Genomic DNA, 16,898 nt, shown 5'->3' with positions numbered 1-16,898 from the left:
TTTCCAGGGTGGTCGCCTGTCTCAAGGGCGCGCAGTTTCAGCGTGCCCTTTTTGCATCCTCCGCCCCGCCAACGCCCACATTGCGCAGGTGGTGCTCGTCTATGGACGCGGTTGACCTCAGCAATCTGCATATCCTCGTCGTGGATGACGAATCCGGCGCCCTCGAGGCACTCGCCGATATCTTCGAGGACCAGCACAGCCGCGTCACGACAGCCGCTTCCGCGGCCGAAGCCCGCATCGCCTTCCATTCCCAGCAGTTCGACGTCGCCCTTCTGGACATTCGCCTGCCCGATGCCCGCGGGACGGACCTGTTGCGCGAGATTCGAGAGTCCAGCGACTCCACCCGCTGCATCATGGTCACCGCATCTTCCGAGGCGGAAGATGCCATCAACGCGCTGAACGAGGGAGCCTCCGCATACATCCAGAAGCCCATCGACATCGACGCGATGAAGCGGACAATTGTGGAAGTTGTCGCCAAGTACCGCCAATCCGCGGAAGAACGCCGACAGCTGCGCGATCTCGATATCATCCGCAGCATCGGCGAAGCCGCGATGGACCTGGATCTCGAGCGGATGCTGAACAACGTACTCCGCCGTGCCGTCGATGGCACACTCGCGGACGCGGGGGCAATTCTGCTCTACGATGAAGCGCCGAAGACCCTCAAGGGCGAGGTGCAGTACAAACTCTCCGACGAACCCATTTCCAATTACGTGGTAGGGCTCGGGGAAGGCATTGCCGGCAAGGTGGCCGCCGAACGCCGTGTAATGGACGTGGAGGACATCGCGGCCGCCAACCTCGGCCTTCCCTCTTACCTGCACCACGCCGGCGTCGTGTCCGCCATCGCGGCGCCTATCGTTTCACCGAAAGGACTGCTGGGCGCCCTGGTCATTACCTGGCGTACGCCGCGCGCGTTCACCGTGCAGGACCGAAACCTGATGGGCGTCATCTCGCAGCGCCTCAGCCTGGCAACGGCGAACGCGAAGCTTTATGAGCGGGAAGATGCGTCCAAACAGCGCGCCGAATACCTGGCGCGCGTTAGCCAGGAACTCAACAGCCAGATTGAGGATGTGCAAGAGGTCGCAAGCCGTCTCACAAGGCTGGCGACCGAACGCCTCGGCGATGGCTGTACCATTTTCCTGGCCTCCCCCGACTCCAGCGTGCTGGAAGTGCTGGAGTGCTACCATACCGTTCCCGAAAAGCAGCAGTTACTGGAACGCCGCCTCCGGGAAAGGCCGGTCATCATCGGCGAGGGGAACGTCGGACAGGCTGCCCTGACCCTTCAGCCGGTGATCGCGTCGCCCGAGGCAATCCTCGCCGCATACCCCAACAGACGGTACCTGGAGACGTTGGGCTTCGCATCATCCATCGCCGTCCCAATCCGCGTTCACGGCGATCTGCTGGGCGTCATGTCGTGCTCCATTACGGAGTCCGACGCCATTTTCGACGCCGAGCAGGAGGCGCTGGCCGTCGAATTCGCGGAACGCGCGGCGGTCGCGATCGAAAACGCCATCCTCCTGCGCGAAGCCGAGCGTAAGCGTGAAGAGCTTCAGGCCCTATTCACCCTGACGAATGACATCTCGAGTACCCTTGAGGAATCCCGGGTGATTGAGTCTTTGCTGGCCGGCGCCGCCGAACTTGTGGGCGTCCCCGCTTGTTGCGTCGCCTCCTATAGACCGGGGCAAGGGGCGCCCGTCATCGAACATGAGTTGGGCATGCACGGAGGTTCGGCCCTCGAGATCGCCACGGCGGCGTTCGAACCCTGGTCGCAGGACATGCTGGGATCTGTTGAGCCGTTCTTTGTGAAGAGTCTGACAGACTGCGGTAATGACGCGATGGCCGAGACGGCGGGGCGCCTTCGGTTCGTCTCAATGCTTTCCGTGGCCATCGGCGTTGAGGCCGCGCGAGAGCGCGTTCTGATGGTGTTTACACGCGCGAGTGACGAGAGCCTCGAGGGCAAGAGCCAATTGCTGGCGACCCTGGGAGGTCTCGCGGGAGTCGCCCTCACCAACGCCCTTTCGTACAAGCGCGAACTCGCCATCGCGGAACGTGTTCAGCAATGGATTCTCACAACCGAGTTCGGCGAACACATGGAGACAGGCATTGAAGGCGTGGAGATCGCCACGGACTATCACGCTGCACTCATGGAGGCCAACGTCGGCGGCGACTTTTACGATTTCTTTCCCGTGGTTGAGGGCCTGCTCGGAATCGTCATCGGCGACGTGAGCGGTAAAGGCCTGGACGCGGCGCTTCAAACCCAGGCCGCCAAGCACACCCTGCGCGCCTACGCCCTGGACAGCGGCGGCGGGCCGCCGGCAGACGTTCTGAAGCGCACGAACGACGCCATCTGCCGCATGCTGCCCGCCGACGTCTTCATCACCCTGTTCTACGCCACTCTGGACATCCGAACCAAAGTCCTGACGTGGGCCAACGCCGGACACGATTCGCCGCTTCTGTGCAGCCCCGATTCCACGGTCGTTCAACTCGATTCGTCCGGCCGGGCCCTCGGCCTGATGCCCGAGGCGGCGTATACGCAATCCGACACCGCTCTCAAACCAGGCGACGTGCTGCTGATGTACACGGACGGCCTCACCGAAGCGCGCCGCAACGGCATTTTCCTGGAGACCGCCGGCGTCGCCGGGATACTGCTGCGCCACAACCATATGCCGCCGAAGGAGATCGTAGAGCATATCTACGACGAGGTCCGCGAATACACGTCCGGAAACCTGCACGATGACATCGCGATGCTTGCCATCAAGATCGTGGGGTAATGCGCGAAGGACGATCCCGATTGGCGCCGGAATGGGCGAATGCGCGCCTTCTCCCTTGACAACGCGTTTGGAGGCCGATATACTGGTGTTGATGGCCACGACGCGGGAGTAGTTCAGTGGTAGAACGCCTCCTTGCCAAGGAGGAGGTCGTGGGTTCGAGCCCCATCTCCCGCTCCAGATGCCGCCGCCCTCCAGGGCGGCGGTCTTTTTGTGTGCCGGAACGGTTTCACCGGAGCCCGGCCGTCTTGACCGTATCTTCAGGTCCGAAGTAACATGAAACGAGCGGCGTGGGAGCGCCCATTAATACGCTTCCGCCGCGTCGAAGGAGCCCAAATCCCCATGGAAGTTTCAGTGGAAAGCCCCCAGCCTTGCGAGGCTATTCTCACCATCGTGGTGGATGACCAGCAGATGGAACAGGCTCGCGAGCGCGCCTGCAAGGAATTCGCCCGCTATATCACCGTGCCGGGGTTCCGGCCGGGAAAGGCCCCCCGCCATCTGGTGGAGCAAGCCGCCGGCGCGGAAGCTATTGAAAAGCACGCCCGTGAGCTGGTGGTGCAGATTGCCTATAAGGCCGCCATCGAGAAGGAAGGCATCGAGCCGTACGACCAGGGCAGCGTTGAGGATGTGGACACGGATGAGGATCAGCCGTTCACATTCAAGGCTAACGTGCCCCTGCGCCCCACCGTTGAACTGGGGGATACTGCGAACCTGCTCGCCCGATGGAATCCCGTTCAGGTCACCCCTGCGGATGTGCAGCGCGAAATCGACGGCATGCTGAACTCCAGGGCGAAGGTTGAGCCTATCGACGAACCGGCCATTGACGGCGACGTGGTGTTTGCCGACCTGAGCACCACGGTCGACGGCGAGCCGATCGGCGGCACCCGCTCCGCCACCTTCCAGGTGGGACAGAATATGCCGGAAATCGATGCCGCCCTCCGCGGCGCCGTCAGCGGCGACACGCGCGAATGCGACGTCGCCTACCCCGATGACTATGCCGACGACAAACTCGCCGGCAAGACCGTCCACTTCACCCTATTGGCCAACCACATCCTGCGGCGGCGCGCCCCGGAGCTGACGGACGAGTGGGTGAAGGAAAACTCCGACGTCGATTCCGTCGAAGCGCTCCGGAATGGTATCCAGCTTCAATTGGAGGCGATCTCGCATCGTGACGCGGAAGAAGATGTTCGCGGCCAACTCCTGGGTGAGATCGTCCTGCGCTCCACCATCAATTACCCGTCGCGCCTCGTGGACCGCGAAGTGGCGGAGGACCTTCGCAAACTGTCCGCCGACCTCGAGTCAAAGGGAACCAACCTGGACGATTACCTCCAGCGGTCCAACCTGTCCATTCAGCAACTGCAGGACCAGATGGCCGTCGGCGCCACCCGCCGGATCAAGAACGGGCTTGCGATGGGCAAACTCGCCCAGGTGGAAAACCTCACGCTCACGCCCGCCGATGTAGACGCGGAAATCGCCGCCATGGCCTCGAGCCGAGGGATGAAGCCGAAGGATCTCAAGCGCCGTCTCAAGGACGAAGGCGCGCTTGACAACCTCGAGGACCGCATGCTTCAGGAGCGGCTGTTTGATTTCCTGAAATCCCGCGCGGAGATCGATGGGTATCCATCTACCGCCGAACCGGAAAGCGAGTAAGCATTATGGCACTGGTTCCCATTGTCGTTGAACAGAGCGCCCGCGGCGAGCGGTCGTACGATATCTTTTCGCGTCTGCTTAAGGACCGCATCATCTTTCTGGGCGGCCCGGTCTACGACGAAGTGGCCAACCTCATCATCGCCCAGTTGCTGTTCCTCGAGAAAGAAGACCCGGATAAGGACATCGAGTTCTACATCAACAGCCCCGGCGGCAGCATAACCGCAGGCATGGCCATCTATGATACGATGACCTACATCAAACCTGACGTCGCCACCATCTGCCTCGGCATGGCCGCGAGCATGGGAAGCCTCCTGCTCACCGCCGGAACCAAGGGCAAGAGATACGTCCTCCCCTACTCCGAGGTGCTGATTCACCAGCCTCTGATCGGCGGCGGAGGACTGGAAGGGCAGGCGACGGACATCGAGATCCACGCCAAGCATCTGATCCGGACCAAGGACCGGATGAACATGCTCCTCGCCAAGCATACTGGACAGACTCTGGAGACCATCCAGAGAGACACCGAACGCGATTACTACATGACCGCGGAAGAGGCGAAGGCGTACGGCCTGGTGGACGAGATCCTCTACCGCGAGAACAAGACCTAGTCCCGGATTCGGCAGGTTCGGCGCTCCATCTCGCCCGAAAAGGCGCACGGAGCGAGCGTGGGGCCTGCCGAATTTGGCATTCCACTGCAGGATATCAACGAATTGGCGCGCCTTATTACCGACAGTGATGCGATGCGATGCCTGCTCTGCGGCAAGTCCCGGGAGCAGGTCAGCAAGCTGATACTTGGCATGCACGGCGGGATCTGCGTGGAGTGCGTGGGCCAGTGCACGGAGTTGATCCGCAAAGAGCGCCATTCTGAGGCCGAAGGCGCCCTTTGCGACCTCCCCAAGCCCCGGGAAATTCACCGCCTCCTCAGCGAGTACGTCGTCGGCCATGAGCGCGCCAAGCGAACGTTGTCCGTGGCGGTGTACAATCACTTCAAACGCCTGAACAACGCGGCAGAAGGGGAAGTTGAGCTGGGCAAGAGCAACGTTCTGCTCATCGGCCCGACAGGATCCGGGAAAACACTCCTCGCCCAGTCTCTGGCGCGAATCCTCAACGTGCCGTTCGCCATTGCCGACGCCACCGCGCTCACAGAAGCCGGATACGTCGGCGAAGACGTGGAGAATATCCTCCTGCGCCTCATGCAGAACGCGTCCGGCGGCACCCTTCAGGAAGTTGTGAGCGAAGCGCAGCGAGGCATCGTTTACATCGACGAGATCGACAAGATCGCCCGCAAATCGGAGAACCCGTCCATCACGCGCGACGTTAGCGGTGAGGGCGTCCAGCAGAGCCTGCTGAAGCTGCTGGAGGGCACGATGGCGAACGTGCCTCCGCAGGGCGGCCGCAAACACCCCCAGCAGGAATACGTGCAGATAGACACGTCCAATATCCTTTTCATCTGCGGCGGAACCTTCGAGGGGCTGGCGCAGATTATAGAGCGTCGGCGGACCGACGCCAACCTCGGATTCCGCGCAGACGTTCGGACGAAGGCGCAGACGAGCCGGCAGTGCCTCTCGGACGTCCGGCCCGAGGACCTGGTCCATTACGGCTTCATCCCGGAATTCATCGGCCGCCTGCCGGTGATGACCGCGCTATCGCCGCTCGGGCAGACCGAACTGGTCCGCATATTACGGGAACCCCGAAATTCCCTCACGAAGCAGTACGAGCGCATCTTCTCCCTCGACGGGGTAGACCTGGTTTTCGCCGACGACGCTCTCGAAGCGGTGGCCGAAGAGGCCATCCTTCGGGGAACGGGAGCAAGAGCACTGCGAACCGTGTTGGAGGATTTGATGCTGAACATCATGTATGAAGTCCCGAGCCGCACCGACGTCCAGCGCTGCATCGTTACGGCCGAAACCGTGCGCGAACGCAAGGATCCGGTCATCATCACGTGGGATGATATCCGCAAGGCCTCTTAGAGCCGCCTTGCGCTTTCAGCGAACCACGCCATCAACGGCGCGGCGCACAGCCGCACAGGAAACCTAATGCCCAGAGCCAAAGCCCGCCGCGAACCAGTTGAGCCCGAAACCCTCCTTGAGGAACCGTTGTACGTGCCGGACGTGCTCCCGTTGCTTCCCATCCGGGACAACGTCTATTTCCCGCATCACATCTTCCCCCTCATCGTGGGCCGCGACAAGTCTGTGCGCGCCCTTGAGGAAGCACGGACCGAATCTCGGATGATCCTTCTGGTCTCCCAGCGCGAGGCCGGCGTGGAAGACCCCGGTCCCGAGGATCTGTACGACATCGGCATCGCCGCGGACATCATGCACATCCTCAACATCCCGGACGGCACGGTCCGCGTAATGCTGGAAGGCGTCAAGCGCGTGCGCATCCGCCGCTACATCCAGATGGAGCCCTACTACCGGGTGCGAGTGGAGGCCCTCGAGGAATCTGTCGAGCTCAGCGTGGAAACCGAGGCGCTGATGCGCTCCGTCGCGAGCCAGTTTCAGGCCGTCTGCGAACTGGGCCGAACCATCCCCCCGGAGGTCCTGGTCAACGTGATGAACGTGGACGATGCCGCCCGCCTCACGGATATGATCACGCCGGCCCTGCCGCTGAAGGTCGATATCAAGCAGTCGCTGCTCGAGACGCTCTCTCCCAATCGGCGCCTTGAACGCCTCAACGTGCTGCTGAACAAGGAAATCGAGATACTCGAGATCCAGAAGAACATCCGCAACAAGGTTGAGAAGGAGATGGGCGACACGCAGCGTGAGTTCATCCTTCGCGAACAACTGAAGGCTATCCAGCAGGAACTGGGCGAACGCGACGAGAGAGGCCTGGAAACCGACGATTACCGTGTCAAGATCGAAGCCGCCGATATGCCGGAAGACGTGCAGGAACGCGCGTTCAAGGAACTCGAACGCCTGAACCACATGCCGTACGCCGCGCCGGAAGGCGTGGTCGTGCGGAATTACCTCGATTGGCTCACCGATTTGCCGTGGTCCGTCGCCACGCCCGAAGCGCTGGACATTCGCGCCGCGGAGGCGATCCTCAATGAAGACCACTACGGCCTGCAAAAGGTGAAGGAGCGCATACTGGAGTTTCTGGCGGTGCGGCAGCTTGCGGGAACGCCCAAGGGGCCCATTCTCTGCTTCAGCGGCCCTCCAGGCGTGGGAAAGACAAGCATCGGCAAGAGCATCGCGCGAAGCCTGGGCCGCAAGTTCATCCGCGTGAGCCTCGGCGGCGTTCGCGACGAAGCGGAAATTCGCGGCCATCGCCGAACGTATGTCGGCGCCATGCCCGGCCGCATTATTCAGGGCATCAAGACCGCCGGCAGCAACAACCCCGTCTTCATGCTCGACGAAATCGATAAGATCGGCGCCGATTTCCGGGGCGATCCCTCCGCCGCGCTGCTCGAGGCACTCGACCCCGAGCAGAACAGCGCGTTTTCCGACCACTACCTTGAAGCTCCTTTCGACCTCTCCAAGGTTATGTTCATCACAACAGCCAACCTGCTTGATCCCGTGCCGCCCGCCTTGCGGGACCGCATGGAGGTTATCGCCTTCCCCGGCTACACGGAAGAGGAGAAACTGGAGATTGCGAAGGGGTTCCTGCTCCCGAAGCAGATCAAGGACCACGGCCTGACGGACAAAACGGTGAAGATCGCGCCGGCGGCGGTCACGGACATCATCCGCCACTACACCCGTGAGGCCGGCGTTCGCAACCTGGAGCGCGAGATCGCCACGGTGTGCCGCAAGGTTGCGCGCGGCGTTGCCGAAGGCACCAAGACCCGCACAAACGTTTCCGAGAAATCCATCGCCACGTACCTCGGGCCGCGCCGGTATCACTACGGCCTCGCCGAGGAAAAGGACGAGATCGGAGTGGCCACGGGCCTCAGCGTTTCGTCGTTCGGCGGGGATGTACTCTCCATCGAGGTCACCCTGATGGCCGGCGACGGCAAACTCCTGCTGACCGGCCAGTTGGGCGATGTGATGAAGGAATCCGCCCAGGCGGCGATGTCCTACCTCCGCAGTCACGCCAAAGCCCTGGGGATCGACGAAACGTTCTACGGCCGCACCGAGGCACACATTCACGTGCCCGAGGGCGGCATCCCCAAGGACGGCCCTTCCGCGGGCGTAACGATGACCACCGCCCTCGCCAGCGCGCTCACCCAGCGCCCGGTTCGCCGGGAGGTCGCGATGACCGGCGAGGTGACGCTTCGCGGCCGCGTGCTGCCCGTCGGAGGCATAAAGGACAAGGTCCTGGCCGCGCACCGCGCAGGCATCACCGAGGTCATTCTCCCGGCGGACAATGAGAAGGACTTGGTGGACATCCCCGAGAAGGCCCGCGCGGAACTGAAATTCCACCTGGTGTCGCGCGTGGACGAAGTGCTCCGCCTGGCGCTGCACCCGAAGCCGGAGCCGGAGGGCGAGATAGCGGTGTAGGAGCCCGGAAGGATTCAGGGGCCAGGATTCAGGATTCAGCATCCAGCATTCAGCATTCCGCATCCAGCATCCGGCATCCGGCATCCGGCATCCGGCATCCAGTGAGGCGCCGGCCTCCGCGCCAGCGTTCCGTGGCAGTGTCCCGGCTCGGTAAGCGTCATCGTTCATCGTTCATCGTTCATCGTTCATCGTTCACCGCTCCCCCTGCTATCCTGCTGGTATGAAACTTATCGTCGGACTGGGAAATCCCGGGTCCCAGTATGAAACCACGCGGCACAACGCGGGCTGGATGGCTTTGGACCGTCTGGCGCACGACCACGGCGCCCGATTCAGGACCGAACGGCGCTTCCGCGGGGATGCCGCCGAGCTCGACCTTCCGGGCGTGGGTCGTGTCCTCCTGCTGAAGCCACTCACCTTCATGAATCTCAGCGGCGAGAGCGTGCAGGCGGCGGCGGCCTTCTACAAGATCGAGCCCGCGGACATCCTGGTCATCACCGATGACTACGCGCTCCCGCTGGGCTTCGTCCGCGTTCGCGCGCGTGGCTCCGCCGGCGGGCACAACGGGCTGAAATCCATCATCGCGCATCTCAACACAAACGAGTTTCCGCGGGTGCGGATCGGCGTGGGCGCTCCAACCGCGGACGCCATCGGCCACGTACTCGGCACGTTCCGCAAGGAGGAATGGCCGGAAGTGGACGAGGCGCTCGTCCTCGCGGTCGAGGCGACGCTGATGGCGCTTCGTGACGGCGTCGGTGCGGCGATGAACCGATACAACGTTCGCGCCTCGCCGCCGCCCGCGCCGGATGGCGATGAGGCCGATGCGGAATCCTTCACATAATGGCTTCATCGAATCGTTCTCGAGTCCGATTCATATATGTACTATTTCTGTTCGGAACAGCCGCTGTGATATGCGGCGTGGAGGTGGCAGCGAATGTGTGGCATCACGGGTTACGTTGGCAGGGAGTCTGCGGCGCCGATCATCATCGAAGCGCTGAAGAAACTGGAGTACCGCGGTTATGACTCAGCGGGCATCGCCGTGGATTGCGGCGGACGCCTGGAAGTCATCAAGAGCGTGGGCAAGATCGCCGAACTCGACCGCATCGTCCACGACGACGTGTTGGGAGCCACAACCGGCATCGCCCACACCCGCTGGGCCACCCACGGAGCGCCGAGCACCGCGAACGCCCACCCGCACACGGATTCTTCCGGCAACTTCGCCGTGGTCCACAACGGCATCATCGAGAACTACCGCCTCCTCCGCGAACAACTGTCACGCGACGGCGTCGAACTGGCATCCCAGACCGACACGGAAGTGATTCCCCACCTCATCGCGCGCCACTACGAGGGGGATCTATTGGCCGCCGTTCGCGATACGCTCGCTGATCTGCACGGGTCGTACGCCATCGCCGTGATCTGCGCGCAGGAGCCCGGGCGTATCGTCGTGGCGCGCAGAGACAGCCCGCTCATCATCGGTCTGGGTCAGGGCGCGAATTTCGTCGCCTCGGACATCCCGGCCATCCTCTCGCACACACGCGACGTGATCATCCTGCAGGACGGCGATCTGGCCTCCGTAACAGCCGGAAGCGTCGAGATTTACGGGCCGGATGGCGAGCGGATCGAGCGGGCGCCGATGCGGGTGACCTGGGACGCGGAATCGGCGACCAAGGGCGGTTACGAGCACTTCATGCGGAAGGAAATTCACGAGCAGCCCGCCGCGTTGCGCGACTCCATGCGCGGACGTCTCACCGATGACGGGCGCCTCAACCTCGCGGACGAGATCGGCCTTTCCGCCGAAGCGGTGTCTCGGATCAACCGCATCTGCATCGTCGCCTGCGGCACGGCGTACCATGCCGGCGTCGTGGCGCGTTATTTCTGGGAACAGATTCTCCGCGTGCCGGTGGAGGTTGATGTCGCCAGCGAATTCCGGTATCGCCACCCGGCGCTCGGGCCGAACACCCTGGTAGTGGTCATCAGCCAGAGCGGCGAGACGGCCGACACCCTGGCGGTGCTGCGCGACGCGAAGTCTCAGGGAGCGACGGTGCTGGCGGTGGTGAACGCAGTCGGGAGCACCATCTCCCGCGACGCGGACCACGTGCTCTATACCATGGCGGGGCCCGAGATCTGCGTGGCCTCCACCAAGGCCTACATTACGCAACTGTCCGCTCTCTACCAGCTGGGCCTCTACCTCGCCGGCGCCGCAGGCACACTGGATGACGCCCGGATCGCCGAGTACGTCGCCGACCTGAAGCGCCTGCCCGACATGGTCCAGCGTATCCTGGACCACGAGAACCTCGTCATCAATCTCGCGCAGCGGTTCTGGAACACCACGGATTTCTTCTACATCGGCCGCGGCATGGACTTCGCGGTAGCGATGGAAGGCGCCCTCAAGCTCAAGGAGATCTCGTACATCCACGCCGAGGCGTACGCGGCGGGCGAGATGAAACACGGCCCGCTGGCCCTTGTCGCGCCCCAGGTTCCGGTGGTGTGTCTTGCCACGCAGTCGCAGCTTCTCGAGAAGATGGTGAGCAACATTCAGGAGATGGCCGCGCGAAATGCCCGGACGATCGGCGTTGTGCGGGCGAGCGACCTGGAGACGGCGCGCGTGGTCGACCACATGATCAGCGTGCCCGACTCGGACGATGCGTTCATGCCCGTCTTGTCCATCGTGCCGCTCCAACTGCTCTCGTACCACATCGCCCACGAACTGAAACGTGAGATCGACCAGCCGCGTAACCTTGCGAAGAGCGTCACCGTGGAGTAGGCGCGTTCCGCCCGCGTTTGCCGATCCCCAGGGAAGGGTACACTCTTCGTAAGGCCAATGGGGCCTTGTAACGAGGAGGAACAATCTATGCTCTACACGATTATTGCGATTCTGGTCGTGCTCTGGCTCCTGGGATTCACCATTGGCCACATCGGGCCGCTGATCCATCTCTTGCTCGTCATCGCCGTCATTGTGTTCATCGTGAACATGCTGACCGGCCGAAGATCATCGCTCTAGACGGTCGAGTGATCCCGACAGGCTTCGAGGATTGAGAGCACGCGCTCTGTGGGGCCGGTCCCGCTGCTCCAGCGGAACCGGCCCCTTTCACCGGAGCGCATGACGCGTCCAATCACCCGTGATTCGCAACGCCACAAATCGAACGGCAAAATAGTTTTCACAATTTGACGCATTTCGTCATTTTTGACGTGGTTAATCATTGCCTTGATCCACATCCCCCTCTATACAATGCGGTGTGCAGTGTAAAGCCCACCGGTTCATGCACCGGCGGCTAGAATAGAAGGGAAGAGGCAAACGACTATGGCACCGCAATACCTGCTGGATCTCGGAATCGAACAACCGAATAAGGTCTACGCCAATCTGTCTCCCGCGGAACTCGTGGAGGAGGCGGTCAAGCGTGGACAAGGCATACTGGCCGCCAACGGAGCCATCTCCGTTGACACAGGCGAGCACACCGGACGCAGCCCTCGCGACAAATACGTCGTCCGTCGTCCTGCCACGGAAGGCAACATCTGGTGGGGCAAGGTCAACGCAGGTGTTACGCCGGACGTCGCCGACCGTCTGCTGGCGCTGATGGCGGAGCATCTGCGGGGCCAGGACCTCTTCGTGGTGGACGCCACCGCCGGCGCGGACCCCGACTATGCGCTGCCAGTTCGAGTCATCACGCCATATGCATGGCAGGGCCTCTTCGCCCGCAACCTCTTCCGCCGCGAACAGACGACCGGCAAGGATGAAGAACGATTCACCGTTCTGGTCGCCCCGAAGTTCCACGCGCCGGCCGAGGAACTCGGCCTGAAATCCTCCACGGCTGTCGTACTGGATTTCGAAAAGCGCCTCGTTCTCATCTGCGGCACGGAATATGCCGGCGAGATCAAGAAGTCGATCTTCACCGTGATGAATTATGAAATGCCGCTCCGCGGCGTTCTCCCGATGCACTGCAGCGCCAACGTTGGCCAGGACGGTGACGTTGCCCTCTTCTTCGGGCTTTCCGGCACCGGCAAGACCAGCCTCTCGGCGGACCCGGAACGCGGCCTCATCGGCGATGACGAGCACGTTTGGACCGACGACGCGACGTTCAATGTCGAAGGTGGCTGCTACGCCAAGTGCATCAAGCTGAGCGAGGAAAAAGAGCCTGACATCTACCACGCCATCAAATTCGGAAGCGTGCTGGAAAACCTTGTCCTGGACGCGAAGCGCTATCCAGACTACAACGACGGCTCAAAGACGGAGAACACACGCGTCGCCTACCCGCTGGACTACATCGCGAACGCCGTGCCGGGTGGACGCGGGGCCGCTCCCTCAGCGGTGATCTTCCTCACAGCCGACGCTTTCGGCGTGCTTCCTCCGATCAGCATGCTGACGCCCGAGCAGGCGATGTACCACTTCCTGAACGGCTACACGGCAAAGCTGGCCGGAACGGAAAAGGGCCTAGGCAAGGAACCGGAAGCGACGTTCAGCTCCTGCTTCGGACAGCCCTTCCTGCCGCTTGCGCCGGAAGTGTACGCCAATATGCTGGCGCAGAAGCTCGAAAAGACCGGCGTGCCGGTCTACCTCGTGAACACCGGGTGGAGCGGTGGACCGTACGGGGTCGGCGAGCGAATGGACATCCGATACACCCGTGCCATGGTCCGCGCCGCGCTCAACGGCTCGTTGAAGGACGCCGATACGTTCGTCGATCCGGTCTTCGGCCTCAGGATCCCGTGTGAGGTGGCCGGCGTTCCGAACGGCGTGCTGAATCCCCGGGACACCTGGACCGACAAGAACGAGTACGACGTGCAGGCCAGGGCGCTGGCCCAGCGTTTCGAGCGCAATCACAACGCTATCCGAGGCGTCCTCGCAGAGCCAAAGCCGGAAACCGCTCCGGTGTAACAACGCGCAAGCGGGCAGCTCAATGCAAGCGGCAGGACATCGGCTCGCGCCGGACCTGCCGCTTTCGCATGCCGGCCCGACGTATTCGTGGTGAATTGGCTAGAATGTGTGTAACCTCACCCCGGCCGCCAATCGCGGGATGAGTTCAACGAGGGTAAAGACCATGGGAAGCAAAACCGCAGTCGACACTTTCGGCCAACTTCAGACCGAGGCTCGGAACCCGCGCACCATCGGCATTGATACCGTTTCGACCCTGCAAGCGTGCGCCCTGATGAACGCCGAGGATCAGATGGTTGCAGCCGCCGTTCAGGCGGCCCTTCCCCAGATTGCCGAGGCCGTAGACCGAATCGCCGAGGCTTTTCGCAACGGAGGCCGGTTGTTCTACGTGGGCAGCGGCACGAGCGGCCGCCTCGGTGTGCTCGATGCCAGCGAATGCCCGCCCACGTTCAGCGCCCCCCCGGAGATGGTTGTCGGCCTCATCGCGGGCGGCCGGCCCGCCCTCACCGACGCTGTGGAAGGCGCGGAAGACTCGCCCGGTGTCGGAGCCTATGAGATCGGCGCGAACGGGGTTACGGAAAAGGACGTGGTAGTAGGGATCACGGCCAGCGGGCGAACGCCGTTCGTGGTCGGCGCCCTCGATCGCGCCAGGGAGATCGGAGCCGCAACCGTCGGCATTTCAAATTGCTACCCATCCAACATCGAGGATCACTGCGACATCCCGATCATCGTGGAAACCGGCCCGGAGGTCATCGCCGGCTCCACGCGCCTCAAGGCGGGGACCGCACAGAAACTCATCCTCAATATGCTCTCCACGCTGGCCATGGTCAGGACCGGCAAGACGTACGGCAATCTGATGATTGACGTGAAACCCACCAACGCCAAGCTTCGCGACCGGGCGCGCCGCATCCTCGTCACCGTCACCGGCTGCGCACCCGAAGAAGCCGCTTCGGCGCTCCAGCGCAGCGGCAACCACGTGAAGGTCGCCACAATCATGCTCATGGCCGGTGTGGACGCGAAAACCGCCGCCGAACGTCTCGAAAAGGCCGATGGATTTGTCGCCAAAGCAATCGGCTAATTCACAATACGCCGTCGCTCACCTGCCCGAGGTGGCTCGCGGTCTCGTGGCGGCATCCCTCGAAGTAGTTGTCCCCGATTTGGCGACGGATCTTCCCGCACAGATCGACGGTTTTCTCGCATCCTGCCGCCGTGCCTATGAAGGCGGATGCATGCTCGATCTTGCCGAACTGCGCACTCTCAAGAAGATGGGGATGGCAACCAGTGGCTTCCTCCTTCGGTGCCGTGAACTGGCCCTCCGGTGGAAATCCTTCGAGACAGCGGTTAGCGAATTGGTCGCGGTATGGGATCCGCCAGTTGAACTGCGCACACCAACCGACAACTTCAGCGGCCGGCCGGACGAGTCCCGAGTGCAACAGACCGCAGTGGATTGGCCGATCCCGCATACCATGTGGTTGCGGGAACGGCTGGACGCGTTACTGAACGGGCTGATGAATACGGACATGCTGGCCATTCACGTGATTGTACCCAATGTTTCACATGCCCGGAGACTGGTTCTCCTGACTCAACTAGCCGAGGAATTCCGCATTGAGGCCCTGCCCGCGCTGACGGGTGAGGACGGCCTGCTGAAGGGGCTCCCGCGCATTCAGGAAGAGATCACGCGGCGGATCTACCAGGAAGACCTGAACTCGTGAGCAAGCGCCTTACTGAAAAGGTGCGGCGCGTTGAAGCGCTGCTGGCCGATCGTTACGGCCGACCGGTATGGGGCGGCCCCGGCGACCCGCTGGACGAACTGGTGCTCACGATCCTGAGCCAGAACACCTCGGACACGAACCGCGACAAGGCGTGGCGTCTCTTGAAAGACCGCTACCCAACCTGGGAGGCCGTCTCGGACTGCGATGAGGCAGAACTGGCGGCAGCCATCGCGCCGGCCGGGCTCTCCAACCAGAAGGCGCCGCGCATCCTCGCCATCCTGCGCGACATCGAGCGCCGATTCGGCCGCCTCTCGCTGGACGACCTGGAGGAGTGGACTGAGCCTCAAGTGCGCGATTTCCTGATCGCATACCCCGGAGTCGGCCCCAAGACCGCCGCGTGCGTGCTGATGTTCGCGATGGGGCGCCCCGTGATGCCGGTGGACACCCACGTCCATCGCATCGCTACCCGGCTGGGATTCATCCCGAAGGGCGCGTCGTTCGAGGTCGCCCATCAAACGATGGACAGCATCACGCCGCCGGAACTCGTCTATCCCCTGCACATCGAAATGATCCGCCACGGCCGCGCGCTGTGCCGGCCTACCAATCCCAAATGCGCGGAGTGCCCTGTGATCGCAGAGTGCCTCTACGTGAAGGGCAGAAAGAAGGCAGTGAAATGAGCCCCGGCCCCGACGAGAGCCAGTGGCGCGACGACGGCGTCTGCATCGGCTGCGGCGCGAAGAACCCGATCGGACTGCATCTCCAGTTCCACTGGGAGGGCGACGTGATCGTCACGGAATGGACGCCGGCGCCCGAGCACCAGGGCTGGGAAGGATTCGCGCACGGCGGCATGATCACGCTGGTGCTGGACGAGACGATGGCGCACGCCGTCTACCGCACCGGCTACCTGACGCCCACCGCCGAGGCCACCGTCCGGTTCCGCCGGCCGGCCCCTATTGGCGAACCGCTGCGCGTGACGTCTTCGCGGCCTGAGGGGAAACGCCTCCTCACCTGCCGCGCTGAAGCCCGTGACGTTTCGGGGCAGTTGATTGCGGAAGCGACCGGCAAGTTCCTGCCGTACCGCGCCGGGGATTCCGGCGTATGAGCCCGCCCGAGCCGAAGCAGCACGGTTGGTCCATCGTCTTCGCGGCGCCGGATGAGTGGCGTGCGCAGATCGTGAAGGACAGCCTGGTTGATGAAGGCATCCCCGCCCTCATCCGGTCCAACGTCGTGGCGCCTTACGGGAGCGCGCTCAACCCCGGCGGCGGCTCCTGGGGCGACGTGCTCGTGCCGAATACCTGCCGCAAGGCCGCGCTCCGCGTACTGGCGGAACTGCTGGGCGAGGTCGGGAAGTAAGGTGAGACGGCCACGGCACAGGGACAGACGTCCCTGTCTGGAGGGCGGCTGCGCCGCCAAGCGTCCGCCGGACGCGAGTTGTGCACAACTACTTGCTCGTCCGAAGGACGGCTGGCCGAGG

The 16,898-nt window shown here is 62.9% G+C and carries 14 protein-coding genes and 1 tRNA gene; all 15 read left to right on the top strand.

The annotated features are described in order from the left end of the window. Positions 1–101: 101 nt before the first annotated feature. Complete coding sequence (locus VGM51_09465; protein HEY3413270.1) at positions 102–2,768, top strand: SpoIIE family protein phosphatase; 2,667 nt, start codon at positions 102–104, stop codon at positions 2,766–2,768. A 102-nt stretch (positions 2,769–2,870) separates the two neighbouring features. Next, positions 2,871–2,945 (top strand) — tRNA-Gly (locus VGM51_09460). Positions 2,946–3,107: 162 nt separating this feature from the next. Further along, positions 3,108–4,415, top strand: a complete 1,308-nt coding sequence (gene tig / locus VGM51_09455) for a trigger factor (GenBank protein ID HEY3413269.1) — start codon at positions 3,108–3,110, stop codon at positions 4,413–4,415. A 2-nt stretch (positions 4,416–4,417) separates the two neighbouring features. Further along, on the top strand, positions 4,418–5,020 hold the full coding sequence (gene clpP / locus VGM51_09450) for an ATP-dependent Clp endopeptidase proteolytic subunit ClpP (GenBank protein HEY3413268.1): 603 nt from the start codon (positions 4,418–4,420) through the stop codon (positions 5,018–5,020). 132 nt (positions 5,021–5,152) lie between these two features. Next, the gene (gene clpX / locus VGM51_09445) at positions 5,153–6,382 is read left to right on the top strand and encodes an ATP-dependent Clp protease ATP-binding subunit ClpX (GenBank protein HEY3413267.1); all 1,230 of its coding nucleotides are present in this window, start codon (positions 5,153–5,155) and stop codon (positions 6,380–6,382) included. Positions 6,383–6,448: 66 nt separating this feature from the next. Next, positions 6,449–8,848 (top strand): endopeptidase La, encoded by a 2,400-nt coding sequence (gene lon / locus VGM51_09440; protein HEY3413266.1) that lies wholly within the window; start codon positions 6,449–6,451, stop codon positions 8,846–8,848. 220 nt (positions 8,849–9,068) lie between these two features. Continuing rightward, positions 9,069–9,686 (top strand): aminoacyl-tRNA hydrolase, encoded by a 618-nt coding sequence (gene pth, locus VGM51_09435; protein ID HEY3413265.1) that lies wholly within the window; start codon positions 9,069–9,071, stop codon positions 9,684–9,686. A 93-nt stretch (positions 9,687–9,779) separates the two neighbouring features. Further along, positions 9,780–11,609, top strand: coding sequence for a glutamine--fructose-6-phosphate transaminase (isomerizing) (glmS, locus tag VGM51_09430; GenBank protein HEY3413264.1), 1,830 nt, complete (start codon positions 9,780–9,782; stop codon positions 11,607–11,609). An 87-nt stretch (positions 11,610–11,696) separates the two neighbouring features. Continuing rightward, entirely contained in the window at positions 11,697–11,846 is a 150-nt protein-coding gene (locus tag VGM51_09425) for a lmo0937 family membrane protein (protein ID HEY3413263.1), read from the top strand. Between the two features lie 300 nt (positions 11,847–12,146). Continuing rightward, positions 12,147–13,715, top strand: a complete 1,569-nt coding sequence (gene pckA / locus VGM51_09420) for a phosphoenolpyruvate carboxykinase (ATP) (protein ID HEY3413262.1) — start codon at positions 12,147–12,149, stop codon at positions 13,713–13,715. Positions 13,716–13,878: 163 nt separating this feature from the next. Continuing rightward, complete coding sequence (gene murQ / locus VGM51_09415) at positions 13,879–14,790, top strand: N-acetylmuramic acid 6-phosphate etherase (GenBank protein ID HEY3413261.1); 912 nt, start codon at positions 13,879–13,881, stop codon at positions 14,788–14,790. Then, entirely contained in the window at positions 14,762–15,424 is a 663-nt protein-coding gene (locus VGM51_09410; GenBank protein ID HEY3413260.1) for a hypothetical protein, read from the top strand. The genes murQ and VGM51_09410 overlap by 29 nt, the downstream gene beginning before the upstream one ends. Next, positions 15,421–16,101, top strand: a complete 681-nt coding sequence (locus tag VGM51_09405) for an endonuclease III (GenBank protein HEY3413259.1) — start codon at positions 15,421–15,423, stop codon at positions 16,099–16,101. Before VGM51_09410 ends, VGM51_09405 begins: the two co-directional genes overlap by 4 nt. Continuing rightward, positions 16,098–16,526 (top strand): PaaI family thioesterase, encoded by a 429-nt coding sequence (locus VGM51_09400; GenBank protein HEY3413258.1) that lies wholly within the window; start codon positions 16,098–16,100, stop codon positions 16,524–16,526. The genes VGM51_09405 and VGM51_09400 overlap by 4 nt, the downstream gene beginning before the upstream one ends. Continuing rightward, positions 16,523–16,777: a hypothetical protein gene (locus tag VGM51_09395; protein HEY3413257.1), complete on the top strand. Its 255-nt coding sequence runs from the start codon at positions 16,523–16,525 to the stop codon at positions 16,775–16,777. The genes VGM51_09400 and VGM51_09395 overlap by 4 nt, the downstream gene beginning before the upstream one ends. Positions 16,778–16,898 lie beyond the last annotated feature (121 nt).

The sequence above is a fragment of the Armatimonadota bacterium genome, assembly GCA_036504095.1.
GTDB lineage: Bacteria > Armatimonadota > DTGP01 > JAKQQT01 > JAKQQT01 > DASXUL01.
This window is presented reverse-complemented; position numbering and strand designations above follow the sequence as displayed.

Coding starts and splice junctions, on each gene's coding strand:
- VGM51_09465 (HEY3413270.1), top strand. CDS start 102: ATGGACGCGGTTGACCTCAGCAATCTGCATATCCTCGTCGTGGATGAC.
- tig (HEY3413269.1), top strand. CDS start 3,108: ATGGAAGTTTCAGTGGAAAGCCCCCAGCCTTGCGAGGCTATTCTCACC.
- clpX (HEY3413267.1), top strand. CDS start 5,153: ATGCGATGCCTGCTCTGCGGCAAGTCCCGGGAGCAGGTCAGCAAGCTG.
- lon (HEY3413266.1), top strand. CDS start 6,449: ATGCCCAGAGCCAAAGCCCGCCGCGAACCAGTTGAGCCCGAAACCCTC.
- pth (HEY3413265.1), top strand. CDS start 9,069: ATGAAACTTATCGTCGGACTGGGAAATCCCGGGTCCCAGTATGAAACC.
- glmS (HEY3413264.1), top strand. CDS start 9,780: ATGTGTGGCATCACGGGTTACGTTGGCAGGGAGTCTGCGGCGCCGATC.
- VGM51_09425 (HEY3413263.1), top strand. CDS start 11,697: ATGCTCTACACGATTATTGCGATTCTGGTCGTGCTCTGGCTCCTGGGA.
- pckA (HEY3413262.1), top strand. CDS start 12,147: ATGGCACCGCAATACCTGCTGGATCTCGGAATCGAACAACCGAATAAG.
- murQ (HEY3413261.1), top strand. CDS start 13,879: ATGGGAAGCAAAACCGCAGTCGACACTTTCGGCCAACTTCAGACCGAG.
- VGM51_09410 (HEY3413260.1), top strand. CDS start 14,762: ATGGATTTGTCGCCAAAGCAATCGGCTAATTCACAATACGCCGTCGCT.
- VGM51_09400 (HEY3413258.1), top strand. CDS start 16,098: ATGAGCCCCGGCCCCGACGAGAGCCAGTGGCGCGACGACGGCGTCTGC.
- VGM51_09395 (HEY3413257.1), top strand. CDS start 16,523: ATGAGCCCGCCCGAGCCGAAGCAGCACGGTTGGTCCATCGTCTTCGCG.